At 45.9% G+C, this 18,757-nt stretch carries 16 protein-coding genes; 12 read left to right on the plus strand and 4 right to left on the minus strand.

Going from position 1 to position 18,757, the window contains the following annotated elements; genetic code table 11:
- Nucleotides 1–89 precede the first annotated feature (89 nt).
- Together JGK22_RS01540 and JGK22_RS01545 are read left to right on the plus strand one after the other, a co-directional pair.
- On the plus strand, nt 90–2,009 hold the full coding sequence (locus tag JGK22_RS01540; protein ID WP_293175738.1) for an SdrD B-like domain-containing protein: 1,920 nt from the start codon (nt 90–92) through the stop codon (nt 2,007–2,009).
- A gap of 1,054 nt (nt 2,010–3,063) precedes the next feature.
- Entirely contained in the window at nt 3,064–5,583 is a 2,520-nt protein-coding gene (locus JGK22_RS01545; RefSeq protein ID WP_293197834.1) for an SdrD B-like domain-containing protein, read from the plus strand.
- A gap of 582 nt (nt 5,584–6,165) precedes the next feature.
- Here JGK22_RS01545 and JGK22_RS01550 read toward each other — a convergent pair.
- Complete coding sequence (locus JGK22_RS01550) at nt 6,166–7,194, minus strand: hemerythrin domain-containing protein (RefSeq protein ID WP_293175742.1); 1,029 nt, start codon at nt 7,192–7,194, stop codon at nt 6,166–6,168.
- A gap of 319 nt (nt 7,195–7,513) precedes the next feature.
- Between JGK22_RS01550 and JGK22_RS01555 the strand changes: the two genes are divergently transcribed.
- The 4 genes from JGK22_RS01555 to JGK22_RS01570 all read left to right on the plus strand — a co-directional run bounded on the left by JGK22_RS01555 (nt 7,514) and on the right by JGK22_RS01570 (nt 11,153).
- Nucleotides 7,514–8,779: a pitrilysin family protein gene (locus tag JGK22_RS01555; protein ID WP_293175744.1), complete on the plus strand. Its 1,266-nt coding sequence runs from the start codon at nt 7,514–7,516 to the stop codon at nt 8,777–8,779.
- A gap of 243 nt (nt 8,780–9,022) precedes the next feature.
- On the plus strand, nt 9,023–9,154 hold the full coding sequence (locus JGK22_RS01560; RefSeq protein ID WP_293175745.1) for a hypothetical protein: 132 nt from the start codon (nt 9,023–9,025) through the stop codon (nt 9,152–9,154).
- Nucleotides 9,155–9,161: 7 nt separating this feature from the next.
- The gene (locus JGK22_RS01565) at nt 9,162–10,430 is read left to right on the plus strand and encodes a pitrilysin family protein (protein WP_293175853.1); all 1,269 of its coding nucleotides are present in this window, start codon (nt 9,162–9,164) and stop codon (nt 10,428–10,430) included.
- A 96-nt stretch (nt 10,431–10,526) separates the two neighbouring features.
- Complete coding sequence (locus JGK22_RS01570) at nt 10,527–11,153, plus strand: Uma2 family endonuclease (RefSeq protein WP_293175747.1); 627 nt, start codon at nt 10,527–10,529, stop codon at nt 11,151–11,153.
- A 14-nt stretch (nt 11,154–11,167) separates the two neighbouring features.
- Here JGK22_RS01570 and JGK22_RS01575 read toward each other — a convergent pair whose 3' ends face one another.
- Both JGK22_RS01575 and JGK22_RS01580 read right to left on the minus strand, forming a co-directional pair.
- Entirely contained in the window at nt 11,168–11,479 is a 312-nt protein-coding gene (locus JGK22_RS01575; RefSeq protein WP_293175749.1) for a DUF1272 domain-containing protein, read from the minus strand.
- A gap of 35 nt (nt 11,480–11,514) precedes the next feature.
- Nucleotides 11,515–11,895 carry a hypothetical protein gene (locus tag JGK22_RS01580; RefSeq protein ID WP_293175751.1) on the minus strand — a complete coding sequence of 127 codons (381 nt, stop codon included), beginning with the start codon at nt 11,893–11,895 and terminating at the stop codon, nt 11,515–11,517.
- An 84-nt stretch (nt 11,896–11,979) separates the two neighbouring features.
- Here JGK22_RS01580 and JGK22_RS01585 point away from each other — a divergent pair, with 84 nt between their 5' ends.
- The 6 genes from JGK22_RS01585 (at nt 11,980) to JGK22_RS01610 (ending at nt 17,253) form a co-directional block, all read left to right on the plus strand.
- Nucleotides 11,980–12,114 (plus strand): hypothetical protein, encoded by a 135-nt coding sequence (locus tag JGK22_RS01585; RefSeq protein WP_293175753.1) that lies wholly within the window; start codon nt 11,980–11,982, stop codon nt 12,112–12,114.
- A 15-nt stretch (nt 12,115–12,129) separates the two neighbouring features.
- The gene (locus JGK22_RS01590) at nt 12,130–12,294 is read left to right on the plus strand and encodes a helix-turn-helix transcriptional regulator (RefSeq protein WP_293175755.1); all 165 of its coding nucleotides are present in this window, start codon (nt 12,130–12,132) and stop codon (nt 12,292–12,294) included.
- Between the two features lie 409 nt (nt 12,295–12,703).
- The gene (locus JGK22_RS01595; protein WP_293204544.1) at nt 12,704–14,524 is read left to right on the plus strand and encodes an efflux RND transporter periplasmic adaptor subunit; all 1,821 of its coding nucleotides are present in this window, start codon (nt 12,704–12,706) and stop codon (nt 14,522–14,524) included.
- Between the two features lie 286 nt (nt 14,525–14,810).
- Nucleotides 14,811–16,076 carry an ABC transporter permease gene (locus JGK22_RS01600; protein ID WP_293197840.1) on the plus strand — a complete coding sequence of 422 codons (1,266 nt, stop codon included), beginning with the start codon at nt 14,811–14,813 and terminating at the stop codon, nt 16,074–16,076.
- 56 nt (nt 16,077–16,132) lie between these two features.
- Entirely contained in the window at nt 16,133–16,429 is a 297-nt protein-coding gene (locus JGK22_RS01605; RefSeq protein WP_293312202.1) for a DUF2442 domain-containing protein, read from the plus strand.
- Entirely contained in the window at nt 16,426–17,253 is an 828-nt protein-coding gene (locus JGK22_RS01610; RefSeq protein WP_293312204.1) for a methyltransferase domain-containing protein, read from the plus strand. The genes JGK22_RS01605 and JGK22_RS01610 overlap by 4 nt, the downstream gene beginning before the upstream one ends.
- A gap of 11 nt (nt 17,254–17,264) precedes the next feature.
- On the opposite strand, the gene JGK22_RS01615 is transcribed toward JGK22_RS01610, so the two are convergent.
- Nucleotides 17,265–18,728: a class I SAM-dependent methyltransferase gene (locus JGK22_RS01615; RefSeq protein ID WP_293312206.1), complete on the minus strand. Its 1,464-nt coding sequence runs from the start codon at nt 18,726–18,728 to the stop codon at nt 17,265–17,267.
- Between the last annotated feature and the right edge of the window lie 29 nt (nt 18,729–18,757).

An 18,757-nucleotide genomic window follows, 5' to 3' on the forward strand; every position in this document is an offset into this window, starting at 1 on the left:
CCCCTAAAATAGCTGCAATTGGCAAAAAAACTGCTAGATTGCCGTAGAGCTAAAGATTAAACCGCGTTCATTGGGCCTTCTTCAACACCATGACCGAATCCAGCAACCCCACCAGAACCGCTAGCCAAATAGACATCGGCAATGTCAACATCGGCAACTTCCAAGTCGGCAGCATCAGCGGCAACAAATACAACGACTTCAACGCCAACGGGCGGCCCGACGGCAGTGATGTGCCAATTCCCAACTGGCAAATCTACCTCGACCTCAACAACAACAACCGGATCGACGGCGGTGAACCTTCGACCCTCACCAACGCCCAAGGCAACTACATCTTTGCCAACCTGCCACCGGGAACTTATCAAGTTAGGGAAGTCCAGCAGCCGAACTTTCGCCAAACTACCCCGAATCCCGCACCCATAACAATAACCAGCGGGACAAATGCTAGCAATATTAATTTTGGCAATAATTTCAACGCTGGGACGATCGCAGGTACAAAATTCAACGACATCAACAGCAATGCTCGCCTCGATCCGGGGGAACCGCCCCTAGCTAACTGGCAGATTTACCTCGACCTCAACCGCAACAATCGGCTAGACGGTGGCGAACCTTCTACTATTACAAACCTTCAAGGGAATTACGCTTTTGTCAATATTCCTGCAAATACATATTTGGTGAGAGAAGTCCAGCAACCGGGTTTTCGCCAAACTACCCCCGACCCGGGCCCGGTTAACGTTACTTCCAATGTGACCACCACAGATATTAACTTTGGCAATGTGTTTTTTGTCGGCAGCATCAGCGGTCTCAAATACAATGACCTCAATGCCAACAGTGTCCGAGACGCGACAGATCCGCCTCTGGTTAACTGGCAAATTTACCTCGACCTCAACGCCAACAACAGGTTAGATCCGGGGGAACCCAATACCATCACAAACCCCCAAGGCAACTACACTTTTGCCAATGTTTCCCCGGGCCGGTATTTGGTGAGGGAAGTTCAGCAACCGGGATGGATACAGACTACGCCAAATCCAGGGTCGATCGACATTACGGGCAATACCAACGCTGTCGGGGTCAATTTCGGCAACAATTTCCCCACCGGCAGCATCAGCGGCTTTAAGTTCAACGACCTCAACGCTAACGGTGTCAACGAACCGACGGAACCGAGAGTTGCCAACTGGCCGATTTACCTCGACACCAACAACAACAATGTCCGAGATCCCAACGAACCTTCGACTTTAACAAACCCCCAAGGTAATTTCTCTTTTATCAATTTGCCCCAAGGCATTTATTCGGTGAGAGAAGTCCCGCAGCCCGGTTTCCGACAAACTACGCCAAATCCGACTCCGATCGCCGTGGGTAACGGCACAAATGCCACCAATCTCAGCTTTGGTAACGTGTTGGTGACTGGTACGATTAGCGGTGTGAAATTTAACGATTTTAATGCCAACGGCCGCCTAGACCCCGGGGAACCGCCGATCGCCAATACCCAAATTTACATTGACCTCAATAACAACAGCCGTTTAGATCCGGGCGAAGCCAGTAACTTTAGCGACAGTCAGGGCAATTACAGTTTCCGCAATGTTCCGGTAGGTAGTTACATCATTAGGGAAGTTCCGCCGCCCGGTTTCATTCAAACAACTCCGCCTGCGCTGGTGGTTGTCTCGGCAGATGTTCGGGCTAGCAGCATCGATTTGCTGACTGGAGATCCTGAAAGTCGTAGCGTAGCGGGGCGTAAGCCATCGGCTAAATCCTTGAAAGGCGACCCGCTGACGGATGCTAGCTATGGGGGCGAACCTGTAGGCAATATGGGGGCGGATACCTCGCTGGCGATCGCGGGTCGCGATAGTTATCAAATTAGCGATCTTTTGCTCGATCGACCTGCCGCGAATGTAGGCAATATTCCTAACTTTGGGCAACAAAATGTCATTTGGGAGCCTAGTCCACAAATCGCCGGATTTGTCAAGACCAATGAATTAATTAATTGGGATCTGGAAACTCGTTCGGGTAGGTGATTTAGTTTTGAATAAAGCTCGATCGCCCGGAATGCCAAACTGCAAATAAAAATCAGGAACAGATTAAAGGGCGATCGCGTGATACCCTATTCTTGGCAGCGTCCAAGACTCAAGCGTAAGTTCCGGGAACCCCGAAGCTGGCTTGTTGTATATTGGGTGAAATATTTCAGAGGCTGTTGATACAAAGTAAATGATTTTCTAGAAACTTCTTGAATAATTAGGTAAAAGCTGGTAGTGTAGATTGAGAAAAAAAATGCTTTAGCGACTAAAACAGCTAAGAGCATGGTCACTTTGAGTCATTATCGTTTCCAGGAAATGTTGAAGCATCAAGCTGTTAAATATGGCAGTTTTGTAGTAGGCATAACGGAAGAATACATATCAAAAACCCGTTCAAAGTGTGGACATAAATTCAAATGGCGCTTTCAATATCTTGTTGAAAGCTTTGAGAGATACCTCCTTGACAGGAGAGCTTGCAGCTTTTTCTGTCTTGCCATACACGGTAGTATCAGGCTTAGTCCTGGATTTGCCGGGTTAAATGTATCTGTAGCATTGAGCGTAAGTCAGAAACTATCAGACAGTTCCCCTAACCCCGATCGGCATATTTTCAGGGAAAGCAAATCATATCCAGTCCGGTAGCTCGATCGGTCTAAAGCTTGTTGTGAAGAGCTTGTTGTGAAGAGGCAATCCCAGAGCCTGCGATCGTCTGTTTACAGCAAACCATGACAAACCTGAACGATGCCGCCCGACTTGCGATCGGCTGGAGCACTCAATCAAGGCCTTTTTAGAGCTCAAACCAGCAAGTATGTACGGAGAGAGAAGGCGTGCAAATCTTAAAGATGTTGCCCTCAAATTGCCAGGGCTCTTCAAAACCTGATATACTGGCCAGCGACAAAGCTTGAGGCATTGTTGTGTGAGATGGGGAACATTACCTCAAGCACAGACGTATGTAAAATCGAGTGGCAATTGTCAGCGACTAGCAAAAACTACTCAGCTATTGACAAACCCATACAGTAGTCTGTAATTTACGTGGATTTAGGTGTGAAGGAGAGAAATCATGGCAAATTTAACTAGCGAAGAGCGGATTGCCCAGCAATTACAGGTTGGGAATACAGGCCCGGCAATTTTAGGTATCAAGTTCAATGACTTGAACGCGGATGGGATCAGACAGGCAAATGAACCAGGTCTGGCAAACATTCCCATTCTCCTCGAACCTGCGATCGGCAGCAACGGCCGATTAGATACAGGCGATATCTCCGTCCTTACAGACGCTAACGGAGGGTTCTCGTTCATAAATCTGGTTCCCGGCAACTACGTAGTCACAGAAACAACAGTACCGGCTGGTTTCCGTACCACGACTCCGAATCCCCTCGCTGTCACTGTTGGAAACACAAACACCAACGTTTTCTTTGGCAACACCCAGCTTGTGGGCAGCCGGATTGTTGGATGCAAATACTTAGACATAGATGCCGACGGCTTTCGAGACGGGAATGAACCGGGGATTAAAAATGTCAGGATATATCTTGATGGCAGCAACGGCAGCGTCCCCAACGGCCGATTAGATGCAGGGGAACTTAACACATTATCAGACAAAAATGGTTCGTGGTCGTTTAATGTAACACCTGGAACATACAGAGTTCGGGAAGAACGAGTCAACGGTATCAACGGAGAACCCCTAGAAAGAGATTTCCCCCAAAGCACCCCACCCAACAACATCCCTGTACTGGACGTAACGGTAGCCCCCGGTCAAACCTTTGCCTGCGCTCAAGTTGGCGACACTCCCCTCTATCAAATTGAAATTAACAAATTTCGGGACAATGACCGCAGTGGCACGCGAAATGTGGTCAATGGAGTTTTTGAACCCCCCATTGCTAACGTACCCTTCATTTTAGATTTGAACGGGAACGGTCGCTGGGATCAAGCCTCAGAACCCATCGCTATCACCGATGTAAACGGAGTTGCTACCTTCAGGGATTTGAGAGCTGCCAATTACTCTGTCTTGGAAATTTTTCCAGCGACACTGCCCGGTGGTGGCGCCCCAGGCAACCTCAATGCTCCAGTGGCAACTACTCCTAACCCCGCTCTGGTTTCGGCACCAGGCCCGCAAGCACGGTTCCAGGGTACGATCAGCAGAGAGCAACCGATCTTGGTAACAGATTCAACCTATACACTGAAACCAAACGACCCTAAATTCGTAGATACCAACCGCGACGGCGTTCAACAGGCTGGGGAAAGATCGATCGCGGCCACAGGCGAGCGGCCGATTTTTGCCAACACCCCTTTACCTTTCCCAGCGACTAACCCCTCACCAGCAGTTATCTTTACTCCTGTGGGAGCTAATACTGGGAATGGAAGTAATTCTGGTGTGGGAAACACTCTACCTAACATCACTGTATTCAAATACAATGACCTGAACGGAAACGGTCGCTTCGAGCCTATTCAGGGTGAAGCACCAATTAGCGGTGTCACTGTCTTCCTAGACACCAACAATAATGGCACTCCTGAGGCCGGAGAACAACAAATACAGACGAATGCTCAAGGAAGAGGAGCATTTACCAACTTGCAACTGGGCAATTACACGGTGCGGGAAGTCGTACCGGCTGGTTTCTCGGCTTCGACAACTGCTGGTGTTCCGGTAACTCTAGGCACTCAGGACGCTAACGTTACTTTTGCCAATACACCGAATAGCAACATCACTGGTTGCAAATTCGAGGACTTTAACTTGAATGGCTATCGAGACGGAAACGAACCGGCGATTAGCGGCGTTACTGTTTTTCTCGATACCAATAACAACGGCGCCCTGGATGCAGGGGAAGCAACTACCACTAGCGATCAGTTTGGTACTTTTGCTTTCAGAAATTTGCGTCCCGGTACTTACAACCTGCGAGAAGTACCTCCTCCTGGTTTCTTCCAGACGACTCAACCGCTCAATATCGTTTTGGGCCCCAATCAAACCTTTACTTGCGCTTTGATTGGTAACTCTCGCCGCTATGATTTGTTAGTTCCCAAATTCCGAGACGACAACCGCAACGGCGTACAAGACGGAACCGAACCTCGTCTGGCTAATGTTCCATTTACTTTGGATTTGAACCGGAACAATCGTTACGATGCCGCCACTGAGCCTTTGGTGAGAACGAACGCACAAGGGATTGCTCTATTCCCGAATTTGTTCCCGGCTACTTACTCGGTTTTGGAAGTTTTCGACGATCCGAACGTGCCCAACCCGTTCCCGATCCGGACAGGGCCTAATCCTGTTACCTTTAACGTGCCGGGACCCAATACTACGCCTTCGGCGCCAGTAGCGACTCCAGCAAGAACTGCTTCTAGCTTGGATCTAGTGACCGGCGGTACGGATATGGATGCTACAGTTAGCAACGATCCTTTGACTAACGGTGGCAGTGCCGATGCTACAGTGACAGCCAGCAGTATCGCTGAATTCGTCGCATCGAGTGGAGTTGTTACCAACTTTGACGATCTTGAGGCCTTGAAAACAGCGAGTTCGCTGACTTTTGCAACTACACAAGATAAGTCTGAGGATTGGCTGTTGGCTGCTCCTGCTCCAATCCAAGTGTTCTAATCTGAAGTTGGGTTTCTAGTTTGAAACTCAACTATTAGTAATTAGCTAGTTTAAACTGCACGTCAAACATTGTTTTGGGGTGCAGTTTACTTTTTTGCCGATCGCACAAACTGTCTTTAGTATAGCAATCCTAAATGATTAATACAGATATGTAGGGGCGGTGCCAAGAGTGCCCGCCCTCTGAGATTGGGCAACCACGGGGAGTAGGGGTCGGATTGCCCCTACAAGAATTACACAAATGATTTAGGATTGCTATAGTAGACTGCGATCGGCAAAAAGAACGATTCCCCGCCGCCACAAAACCTTTATTTATATCACAGGTAAAATTTTGCATCCCAACGGCGGATCTGTAGTTAATGGTTAGGAAGGACTAAATTCCTTACTACAAACCTTGTTTTTAAGAAGGACTAAATTCCTTACTACAAACCTTGTTTTTAAGTTTGTACTGAGGACTTTAGTCCTCATATTTCTTTTTTCCTGCTTTTTAAAATAGTAATCCCGCCATCTTGGTGGCGGGATTGATAGGTTGCAGTTGAGCTGTTTTCTAGCTTTAGCTAGAATTGAAATTAGCTCGCTGCTCAATTAGCTAATGCCAGCCATTTCTTGCTGAATTGTACTCTTGGCTTCTTTGAATTGAGTAGCCATTTGTTCCATTTGTGCTTCGCTCAGGTTGCGGCGAATTTGAGGGAACATATCGTTTTCTTCTTCCTTAACGTGATCCTGAACCGCTTTTTTTAGCTGTTGGATTTGAGCTTTGAAATCAGAAGAACTGGGGTTGAGAGCCTTGATTTGGGCGAGCATTTGCTTCATTGCTGCTTGCTCGTCGTACAGTTCTTGGGTATCGCTGTAGTAGCTGCGAACTGCGGGATAGACAATTTGTTCTTCGGCTTCTGCATGAACGCTTAAGTCTTTGTAAAGTTGACCGAAGAATTCTTGCAGTTTTTGAGGATTGTCGGTTTTTTCGATTTCCATGAATATGGTATCGACTTTGCGGTGATCCATGGAGATGATTTCGGTGATGTTCATCTCCTCTTTGGTGCGGGTAACTGCACCGCCGATGATGCCGGTCATCGCAGCCATTGCGTCTTGGACGCGGGCCCAAACGCCTTGATCGGGGTCTTTTCCGGTGAGTTCGCGCACTCCTAAAATTTCGAGAACTCCTTTGAGTTGTTCTTGGTGGGCGCGGTTTTCAAAGTTAACTGTGTTGAGGGGAGTAATGGCGGCTTCGATGTCGGCGCCAACTACTTGAGCGGCTTTGTGAATTAACAAGCCGGCCATTGTTTGTTTGTGTTTGAGCAGTTCGTGCTGACCGACTTTTTCAAACATTGTGAGTTCAGAACCTTCCATGAGTTTCTGAATTTCTTCGATCATTTTTGTGGTGGTTTCTTTGGGTTCGGATTGAATCCCGTATTGGACGATCGTGGTTTCCAATACGCCCATGTTTTTGCGATCGTCCTCCAGCATATCCCGGAAGCGATCGCACAGTTCGGAGTCGTTGCAGGAATTGATGAACAATTGCTCGTTGGCGATCAGCAGGTTTTGCAGTGCTTTCATGTCTGCTAATTTCATCGCGATCGCTTGGCGCTTGGTATCTTCAAGGGTAGCTACCATCTGTCGTTTCTCCTCTCGATGTCTTTAGTGTTCTTACATCTTTTAATTTATGGAAATATTCTGATTACTCCCTCTTTCTCCCGACTGATTCATTAATATCCCGCGCAACCTATTGACTTTTAAACCAAGAAATGGTAAGTAATTAAGGCTAAGGTCGTTTTAAAAAAAGCAAAAATTACTTCCTGAATGACCACAACCCACAGACAACAGCCCACTGACAACTGACAACTGACTTTTGTATCAATTAATCCCGATCGCACATCAGTAAAGCGCTACTATAGTTGAAGCCGAAGTTAACTGAAGTTTAAGAATAACTAGCTTGTCTCAACTGCTCACTGCTTTAGAGTTCCCAGCCAAGGTCTGGAAGCTGCACAATGGGTTAACGGTCATTCACCAGCGGATTTCGGCCACACCGGTGGTTGCGCTAGACGTGTGGGTGAGGGCTGGCGCTACGAAGGAGCCGGATTCTTGGTCGGGAATGGCTCATTTTCTAGAACACATGATATTTAAAGGGACGGATGCGATCGCCCCTGGAGAATTTGACCAAGTAATCGAAAATCGCGGCGGTGTCGCCAACGCAGCTACAAGTCACGACTACGCCCATTTTTATGTCAACGCTGGGGCAGATTATTTAGCAGAAACGGCGCAGCCACTGGCAGAATTGCTGTTGCGTGCTGGGATTCCCGATGCGGAATTCGATCGCGAACGAGATGTGGTACTCGAAGAAATCCGACAATCTCAAGACGATCCCGATTGGCTGGGTTTCCAAGCAATGATGGAAACAGTCTACCAGCGACATCCCTACAGGCGATCGGTACTCGGTACGGAAGAGTTGCTGATGTCGCGAACTCCCCACGAAATGCGCTGTTTTCATCGATCGCACTATCAGCCGGAAAATATGACTGTGGTGATAGTCGGGGGAATTGAGGAAGAAGAAGCCAGAGATATCACAGGGAAAGCATTCGATCGGTTTTCTGACAGGTGGGATTGTCCTAAATTTGTCGCCGAAGCCGAACCGCCGTTAGTAGAAATTCGCCGTCAGGAACTCTGTCTTCCTCGATTGGAACAAGCGCGACTGATGATGGCGTGGAGTGGGCCGGGAGTTGATCACTTGCAAAGTGCTTGCGGCTTGGATTTGATCTCTGTGTTGCTCGCAGATGGGCGGAGTTCGCGTTTAGTCCGGGAACTGCGGGAAGAATTACAATTGGTACACGCGATCGAAAGCTCTTTCTCGCTACAACGGGAATCGAGTTTGTTTACGATTAGTGCTGTCTTGGAAGCCGAGGATCTAGAAGAGGTGGAATCTCGAATTTGCGATCGGCTTTGGGAATTGCAATCTGAGCTGGTTTCGGAGGCAGAACTGATGCGCTGCAAGCGTTTGCTGTGCAACGACTTTGCTTTCTCCCTCGAAACGCCGGGACAGTTAGCTGGTCTTTACGGATATTACAGTACGATCGCCACTGCCGAATTAGCGCTCAGCTATCCTACCAGGATTCAGTCATTTAAGCCATCAGACCTCCAGCGCCTAGCTCAACAATATCTCTCACCCCAACGCTACGCGGCTGTGGCGATCAAACCAGTCTGATGGTAAAGGGACAGAATATGAATATCTTTGATACCGGATAAATCTTGGTTTGTCCGGTGTTTTCTCTGTTTGGCCCGCACCCTACGGATAGATTTTGTTACATTTAGTATGATCGTGCATCAAGCTCTGCTCGGTCTGACAGCATACAAAATGCAAATGGAAAATAGCAAAATGGCGATCGATTCAGTTGACAGTTGACAGTTGACAGTTGACAGCACTTGACGAAGGAAGAAGATTGGAGTAATGAATAGTCTGATTTTAATTTCTCCCAATCAAGGTTCCGGCTTTCAACCAATTATTTCTGGTAATTACCAATTACCCATTACCAATTACCCATTACCGATTCCCCATTACCGATTCCCAATTACTAACTAAATTAATGATGAAAAATGAAATTCAGCGCACGGTTTTAGACAACGGTATGGTTGTCTTAGCATCAGAAAATCCAGCAGCAGATATTATTGCAGCTAGGATATTCCTGCGCGCCGGTAGCCGCTGCGTACAGCCGGAACAAGCAGGATTGTGTCACTTGCTGTCGGCGGTAATGACTAAGGGAACCGATCGCCTGTCTTCGCTAGAAATTGCCGAACGTGTAGAATCGGTAGGAGCGAGATTGAGTACCGACTCGACTACAGACTATTTTTTAGTGAGTTTGAAGACGGTTGTTGCCGATTTTCAGGACATTTTGGAGTTGGCTGCGGAATTGATGCGATCGCCCACTTTCCCGGAAGCTGAAGTCGAACTCGAACGCCGCATTGCGATATCGGCAATTCGATCGCAACAAGAACAACCATTTGCGATCGCCTTCGAGCAATTGCGACACGCCATGTATCAGGAACATCCCTATGCTTTCTCCACCTTGGGCACGGAAGCTACGATGTCAAAGCTCACCAGAAACGAGCTCGAACAGTTCCACAAAACCTATTTCCGTCCCGATAATGTGGTTATTTCGGTAGCCGGCAGAATATCTACCGAAGATGCGATCGCCCTGATCGATCGTACATTTGGTGACTGGAAAGCGCCTTTAACACCCCTCCCAACTTTAACCGTTCCCCCCCTCAAAGCCTCCCCGCAATCCGTGGCTAAGGCGCAAGATACCCAGCAATCAGTGATTATGCTGGGCTACCTCGCGCCCTCGGTCAAAAATCCCGACTATGCAGCGATTAAGTTACTGAATACCTATTTGGGTAACGGTTTGTCGAGTCGGTTGTTTGTGGAATTGCGGGAAAAGCGGGGCTTAGCTTACGATGTTTCGGCACTCTACGCGACGCGCCTGGACACGGCTCAGTTTGTAGCGTACATGGGTACAGCACCCGAAAATACGGTGACTGCTTTTGAAGGATTGCGTACAGAAGTCGATCGACTCGCCAACACCCAACTAAGCGAAGAAGAATTGCAAGCTTGCAAGAATAAAATGCTCGGTCAATATGCTTTAGGAAAACAAACCAATTCGCAAATTGCCCAAGTTTTAGGTTGGTACGAAATCCTGGAATTGGGAATTAAATTTGACGAGCAGTTTCAAGCAGAAATTGCGGCAGTTACTGCTGCTGAAGCTAGGGAAGCTGCTCACAAATACTTCGTCGAACCGTATATTTCTTTGGTGGGCCCGGAGGCGGCGATTACAGAGTTGGGCGTGGCTGCTGTTTGTTAAGGAGGAAATGGGCGATCGAACTTTTCACAAGTTCGATCGATCTAACCAGTTTGTCCATCTGATAGACTAAAGGAATTGATTGGGCTAAGTTGAGCTATGACCATTGCGATCGACCAACCAATACAACAGAAACCACTCAGCTTTGACGAGTTTATCGCCCGTTATGGTGGCGATAATCGCTATGAGCTGATCGATGGAGAGGTATTCGACTTGGAACCCACAGGCCCCCATGAGGAGGTTGCAGCCTTCATTACCACAAAAATATGTGTCCAGATCGACGGAACAGGCTTACCTTGGTTTGTCCTTCAGCGGGGACTATTGCGCCCTTCAAATATTGGTATGACAGCATTTCGACCTGATGTTGCAGTTGTCGATCGAAATGAACTTACTAAAGAACTGCTTTGGTCTGGTGAGTCGATTCTAACACTGGGCAGTTCGATTAAATTTGTGGCGGAAGTTGTTAGTAGTAACTGGCAAAATGACTATTCTCGTAAAGTTGAAGACTACGCAGTTTTAGGTATTCCTGAATATTGGATTGCGGACTACGCAGGATTAGGTGGTACTCAACACATTGGAAAGCCTAAAAAACCCACCCTTTCTATTTGCACTTTAGTGAATGGGGAATATCAAATTCAACAGATTCGGGGCAATCAGACCATCGTCTCTCTAACTTTCCCAGACTTAAAACTGACTGCTGAACAGGTTTTGATGGCTGGCAGGTAAAATCATTAAATGCCTTACCGCTTTTCCGGAGCTAAGCTGCCAATTACCGCCACAAGCTTTGCATAAGCCTCTAGATCCACTGGCCTGTATTTGACTTTGGCGATCGCCGGATCGTTGCTAAGATAGTTGTTGTCTCTCCAGTTTTTTGATGGCCTGATTGGTCTCAGAACAAAGCCACCACCACAATTCGGACAAATATTTTTACCCAAAATGCTCTCCACACAGGTAGCGCAAAAAGTGCATTCATAGGTACAGATGCGTGCATCAAGCGAGTCTGGTGGCAACGCCTTGTTGCAATGCTCACAGGTTGGTCTGAGTTCGAGCATATTTTCTCCTATTTGTGACGGCTTTATAACTCTTTCTAGGAATATGTAACCGATGTTTCGCGTTGCGGTGTCATAGATGAAAAGGTTCCTTCACTATAAACGCAGAACAGGGGTGGACGGCGATCGTTTGGTTTCCAGCCGTTAGCAATACCATGCAAGATAGCTGTCCGAGCAAATTTGCTAGTGACGATCCAGGCTGCTTTGTGCAAATGGAACACATTACCGCCATCGGTTAAATGGAAACCGTTGATTGGCAACCACGGATAACGCATGATAACAATTAACTGCTCGCCAGATGAAACACTCCCTTGCAAAGTCAAGTAGTCGTCGTCAAAAGAAGGGCGGAAATGCCAACGGAATTCTTGCCCTTCAACATTGATGGTGCGGAAACCTTTTTTCTTCTTAGGGTAAGTCATAGCAACTGTTACCTCGAATGACGATCTTCGCCATAATTATATCAGATATGATATAATATGACACGGATATAGAGGACTAATGTTATGGATCAAGCGAAAAAGAAGCGTCTAGAAGATCGAGGCTGGAAAATCGGATCTGCCTCGGAATTCTTAGAACTTTCACCAGAGGAATCGACCTTAATTGAGATTAAGTTAGCCCTCAGTCTTAATCTCAATTAAGGTCGGCAAAAATTGATGACACAGGCAGAGTTAGCCGATAAAATCAACTCCAGTCAACCTCGTATTGCCAAGGCTGAAAATGGCGAAGATTCGGTTTCTATTGAACTGTTAATACGCGCAATCCTGGCAACAGGTGCAACGCCTCAAGATATAGGGAAAATTATTGCTCAAGCAGGATAGAAATGATGGCGCAGGTTTCGAGCATATAATTGACTATCGGTAATATCAGGTCGTGAGTTGATGACTCCTTCACTTTGCCAGTAAGCAACAAGTTCTGCTCCAGTTTTAGGTGGGTTACTCAGAACTTCTCTGATCGATAAAACACGTAGTATGTACTCAGATAAAGGTAGGTTTAGTCGTAAGGCTTCAGTAGATAGTTGACTTTCTAACTCCGGCGGTAACTCTAATTGAATGCTCATGTCTGCGTTCCTCATCGATCGAGATTCTCAATTGATCGTAGCTGATTTCATTATTATCCAAAATAATCCGACACAACACCACAACCAAAAAAAATTAGCCAGACTTAAATTGAACCTTTTCGGTTCCCGATCGGTCAAAATGAAGCAGACGCCCGATCGGTCTAACTTATATGTACTTCCTAAAGCAGTTTCAGATTAAAAAAGGGCTGACTCCCTGGTTAAGCGGACTCCTCGCTGCCTCCCTACTCGCCGGAGTCGGCTACACAGCTTACAGCCAACTCGCAGTCAAATCGCGCCGTGAAAGCAGACGCAAGGAAAAAACCGTTGCTGTAGAAAGGGTGAATTTGCCGATCGCCATTTCCGCAAATGGCACAATAGTACCCGAAAGGAGTGTTAACGTCAGCCCCAAAACTTCAGGAGTGCTCAAAACTTTACTGGTTAAAGAAGGAGACACTGTTAAAACAGGGCAGATTCTCGCCCAAATGGATGACTCCAACCTGCAAGGACAATTGACTCAAAATCGCGGACAACTCGCCTCAGCCGAAGCCAACTTGCAAAAATTACTCAATGGTAATCGAGTCGAAGATATTGCAGTAGCAAAGGCTCAATTAGCTGAACAACAAGCCAGTTTGGAAAAATTACTTAACGGTAATCGCACTCAGGATATTGCCGCCGCCCAAGCCCAAGTAAATGAACAACAAGCAAACCTGCAAAAATTGCTCAATGGGAATCGCAGTCAAGATATTGCAGCAGCAAAGGCCCAATTAGCAGAACAACAAGCAACTCTTCAAAAATTGCTCAAGGGCAATCGCCCTGAAGATATTGCCCAAGCAAGCGCGAAACTTAGGGATGCTGAATATGCCAAAAAACAAGCAGAAGAAGACTTTCAAAGAAATCAGGAACTCTACACATCGGGGGCCATTTCTCTTCAAATTGTGAATACTTCTCGCACCGCGCGCGATCGAGCTCAAACTCAAGTCAGACAAGCTCAACAAGCTGTAGCTTTGTTGCAAGCTGGTTCGCGCCCGGAAGACATCGCTGCTGCGCGGGCCGCAGTTGAACAAAAACAGCAAGCTTTGGCGCTAATTCAAGCTGGTGCTCGCCCGGAAGATATTGCGGCTTCCGCAGCAGCAGTCGAGCAAAAACGGCAAGTTTTGGCAGGAGTGCGATCGGGGGCGCGATCCGAAGACATCGCCGCTTCCGAAGCCGCAGTGGAGCAAAAACAGCAAGCTTTGGCACTAATTCAAGGTGGTGCTCGGCCGGAAGAAATTGCGATCGCCCGGGCTCAAGTTCTCTCGGCTAAAGGTAGTCTTCAAACAGTCCAAGCGTTGATTAATGATACGAAAATTCGCGCTCCTTTCAGCGGTACTGTCACCCGCAAATATGCCGATCCAGGAGCTTTTGTGACACCGACAACAGCAGGTAGTGCGGTGACATCGGCAACTTCTTCTTCGATTTTGTCTTTAGCTTCAAAAAATCAGGTTGTGGCGAATGTGGCAGAAAGTAATATTGCTCAAATCCGCCTCGGCTTAAATGCGTCTATTCAAGCTGATGCTTATACGGGAAAGACTTTTACTGGGAAAGTTAATCAAATTTCACCTCAGTCAATTGTCCAGCAAAATGTTACCAGTTTTGAGGTAAAAGCTTCAATTCTTGATGATGCTAAAAAACTATTGCGATCGGGAATGAATGTGAATGTGGAGTTTAAGGCGGGTGAGTTGAAGGATGTTTTAGTTGTCCCGACTGCGGCGATTGTTCGTCAAAAAAAGGAAACGGGAGTGTTTGTGACTGGTGGTGAAGATGGGAAGCCTTTGTTTGTGCCGATTAAGACGGGGATGACGGTTGATGATAAGACGGAAGTGCGATCGGGCTTGAAGGGAAATGAAAAGGTTTTTATTAGTTTCCCCCCTGGCTTGCGGCCTAAATCTCAAACTCCATCATCGGGCGGAATTCCAGGTTTGCAGCCGGGTGGTGGAAGTCGTTTGCGTTAGATCGGATATTTTGCACTATTTGGAATAATCTTTTCTGGGCGGGCTAGAAGCCCACCCCACAAGCAGAAAATTGATCTATTGTGGAACAGGCATCTTGCCTGTTCATAAAAAGAGATATTTTGCACTATTTGCAATAATCTTTTCTGGGCGGGCTAGAAGCCCACCCCACAAGAAAATTGAATTTTTGTGGAACAGGCATCTTGCCTGTTCATGAAAAAGTACAAGATTTGAGTAGTAGAAATTTGCCCGCTCAATAACAAATAACAAATAACAAATAACCGATAACATGAAATTAAAAACTCCCCCAGTTATTAACAAAATCTCAAATGTTCAAATTATGTTCATGGCGACTGAGGCGCTGTGGAATAATAAGTTGCGTACCAGTTTGACGATGCTGGGCGTGATTATTGGCATATCTTCGGTGATTGCGATTACTTCGGTGGGCCAGGGAGTACAAAAGTCTACTGAGGAACAGTTGAAGGCTTTGGGTACTAATGTGCTGTTGGTTTTATCTGGTGCTTCGCGATCGGGCGGTGTTAGTCAGGGTAGTGGTTCTGCTTCTACTGTGACATGGGATGACGCTAGGGCGATCGGCAAACAAGCACCGGCAGTTAAGGCGATTTCGGCGTTTTTGCAGCGCCAAGTGCAAGTTGTTTATGGCGGACAAAATTCATCTACTTCTATATTAGGAACTGATTTAAATTATCCCGATGTCAAGAACATTCAACCTCAAGCAGGACGGTTTTTTAATGAGGATGAATTGAATGCTGCTGAACCAGTTGTTGTCCTTGGTTCTAAGGTGCGAGACGAGCTTTTTGGAGTTGGTGCTAATGCCCTATCAGCCGATGTTCGCATTCAGGGAGGGCGCTACAAGGTAATAGGAGTGATGGAACCCAAGGGTTCGGTAGGGGGTACGGATCAGGACGATCGCGTGTATATTCCCCTGAAAAATATGTCGGCTCGAATTGTGGGTAGAAATTCTTTGGCTGGAATTGCCATCTCTGGTTTTTGGTTACAAACTACGGGGGAATCGGATTTAGCTGATGCTCAATTTCAAGTAGAAAATATCATGCGTTTGCGCCACAATATCTATCCGCCACAACCGGATGATTTTCGAGTGATTAATCAAGTTGATATTGTGAATACTTTCAGCAATGTGGTAGGTTTGTTTACAGTGATGGTAGTGGCAATCGCCGGAATTTCCCTGGTAGTTGGCGGCATCGGGATTGCTAATATTATGTTGGTGTCAGTTGTGGAGCGCACTAAGGAAATCGGGATTCGCAAAGCTGTAGGTGCTACCAATGCAGCTATTTTGATTCAATTCATGGCTGAATCGATTTTAGTTTCGACTGTGGGCGGTACGGCTGGTATTGGGTTGGGAATTGCGATCGCCTTTGGGGCCGCGACAGCATTTAGTTTTCCGTTTGTAATTTCAGTATGGTCGATCGCAGCCGGTTTTGGACTATCCTTTACAGTAGGCTTATTGGCTGGAGTCTTGCCGGCACGGAATGCTGCTAGGTTAGATCCGATCGCAGCTTTGCGGAATGATTGAAGTTAGTGGCGATGGTCTGTCATTGTGCTATTATTTCTACTACAATAATCCTCATTATGAAACCTGAGCGCATTGTTTCTGCTAAAGTTATTGACGATAATACCTTGATGGTTAAGTTTACTAATCTTGAAATCAAAAAATATGACATCTCTAAGTTATTAGAGAATCCGATGTTTGCGACGTTAGGTAATCCTAGATTTTTCAGAAACTTTAAAATTGAGCCTGGTGGTTATGCACTGGTTTGGAATGAAGATATCGATCTGAGTGAATATGAAATTTGGCAGAATGGAATTACTTGCACGGATGCGGAAATTGAGTGGTACATTGAATCTATTCATCATTTTGCTCTATGAACAACCAACCTAAATTAGACAAATACAAACAAGAAATCGCAGATTTGTACACCCGCAGAAGTCAAAGTTATGACAATAGCGATTGGCATTTGCAGATTGCTCAGCGTCTCGTTGAATACGGACGAGTGAGTCGCGGACAAACGGTTTTAGACATTGCAACGGGAACGGGTCATGTGGCGATCGCAGCCGCTCAAATTGTCGGTACTGAAGGTCTAGTTATTGGCGTAGATATTTCGCATGGAATGCTCGATGTAGCCAGAAAAAAAGCTCTCGAATTAAAGCTTAATAATACAGAATTTTTGCTAAGGGATGCCGAAAATATCGACTTACCACGTAATGTTTGCGATCGCATTTTTTGTGCCTCTGCCTTCATCTGGATGTCGGATCTGCACGTCGCCCTCACGCATTGGTACACATTCCTCAAACCAGGAGGAATAATTGGCTTTCATGCCTTTGCCGACACCGCTTTTGTAGGCGGAGTTGTGACGCAGCAAGTAGCCGAAAAACACGGTATTTCCTTCAATATGAGCAAACCCACAGGCACTGTTGAAAAGTGCCACAGACTACTCGAAGAAGCAGGATTTAAGGAAATAGAAATTAAGATTGAACAAGATGGCAGCTATATCAGTTTAGAAAAAGCAAAAGCAATGTGGGCCGGAAATTCTCATCCCGCCCCTGGACAATATCCCCCGCCGTTATCAACACTTTCAACTGAGCAATTAGCACAAGCCAAGGCCGAATTTGAAGCAGAAATAGAAGCATTGCAAACCCAGCAAGGAATTTGGAACGATATCACCACTTTTTACGTATTCGGTCAAAAATAGCAGAACTATACTCATCCGCGTGCATCTGCGGTTACAAACTCCGAATCTGCCAGCAATGACAGATTCAGACAATTTAAGACACTCGATTTGATCGGACGCTTTTCATCCCAAAATACGATCGCAGAATAAAACTTAATTGCAGCCGATGAATTCAAAAGCTCAAAAGTTTGACGTGCAACTCCCTCATCATCAAAACTTAGGAAGTAAACAGTATCATCAAAAACTACAGGTTTATTAGCGATTTCGCCGATTAACCTAAACTCCAATTTTTTATAAAGCCCGCCGATCGCAATTTTCCAAGGTTTGAAGGTATAATCGCCCACTCCAAAAATCGCAAATCTAGGGTTATTTTCATAAATTTTGCTTTTTCGATTATCTAGATATTGCCCGCGAGACTCCAGATATCGCCCCGTTTTAGGGGCAATTTTTTGGATATTTTCTGTTGATTCTCCGATGAATTTTTGAGTAATTAGCATATAGCGATCGGTAGCATTAATTCGATTTTGAGCAACACCAGATCCTTTGAGCAGTGGAAACAGATAAGTTTCCTCAATATCGGCAACTTCTCCCAAGGTATTTACAAAATAATTGTCAATTTTCCGAAACTCCATCACATTCGCACAGTCATGCTTTACACCCGATCGCCATTTTGTCCCTGAATCCACCGCATATAAATTACTCAATTTACTGAAAGCATCGATATCCTTAACCAAGAGATTATTATGATATCCAATTCGGTGACAGTCCGAAGTTTCTAAACTGCTAAATACATCACAGAAGTAGTTTCGCGAATAACTGTCAAATTTGCAAACTAACAAACAAGCATCAACATTTGCATCAAAATATTTTTTGGCATCTATTGTGTAAGTTGCACAGTCAGCGAGATAGAGTTTTTGAGAGTGAATGTAATTCAATAACTTTCTAGCAGTAGAAGTCTTGCAAAGCATGGCCAGATAAGCATCGCGCTTTTGCAGCCATTGCACCGCCTGAATCAGCATCCATTCTGAGATATCAAAGTTACTCTTACCTGTGAGAGCATCTAAGCCTTTGTGATTTTGAAAGTTGTTTTTTTTAGGTAAATTTTCGCTACCAAAAGTTCCTTGTTGTGAGTTTGTCACCCAAGGAAAATTGCCGAGTACAAGCAGTCTATTTGTGTATTGATCAACTAACGATTTCCAATTAAATCGAAAGAAATCTCCATGAAAAATATCGCATCTCTCATCCTGAAATAATTGCTTATTTAGTCTGATTTCTGTTAAGTAATTTTGATTTATTTCAACCCCGATAATCTTCGCTGCGGATGGAAACGAACGTGCAGCAGCTTCAATAAAATTACCGACTCCGCACGTCGGCTCAATGATAGTGTTTGGATTGACATTAAGTTCTACTAATTTTCGACATACCATCTCGGCTAATGCCGGCGGTGTCTGAAAATCGCCGTATTCTAGTCTTGTTTTGCGATCGTTGGAACTCATCGGTTAGATTTATAAACTGCGATAACGCC

It is taken from the genome of Microcoleus sp. PH2017_08_TRC_O_A (assembly GCF_020738665.1).
Lineage (GTDB): Bacteria > Cyanobacteriota > Cyanobacteriia > Cyanobacteriales > Microcoleaceae > Microcoleus.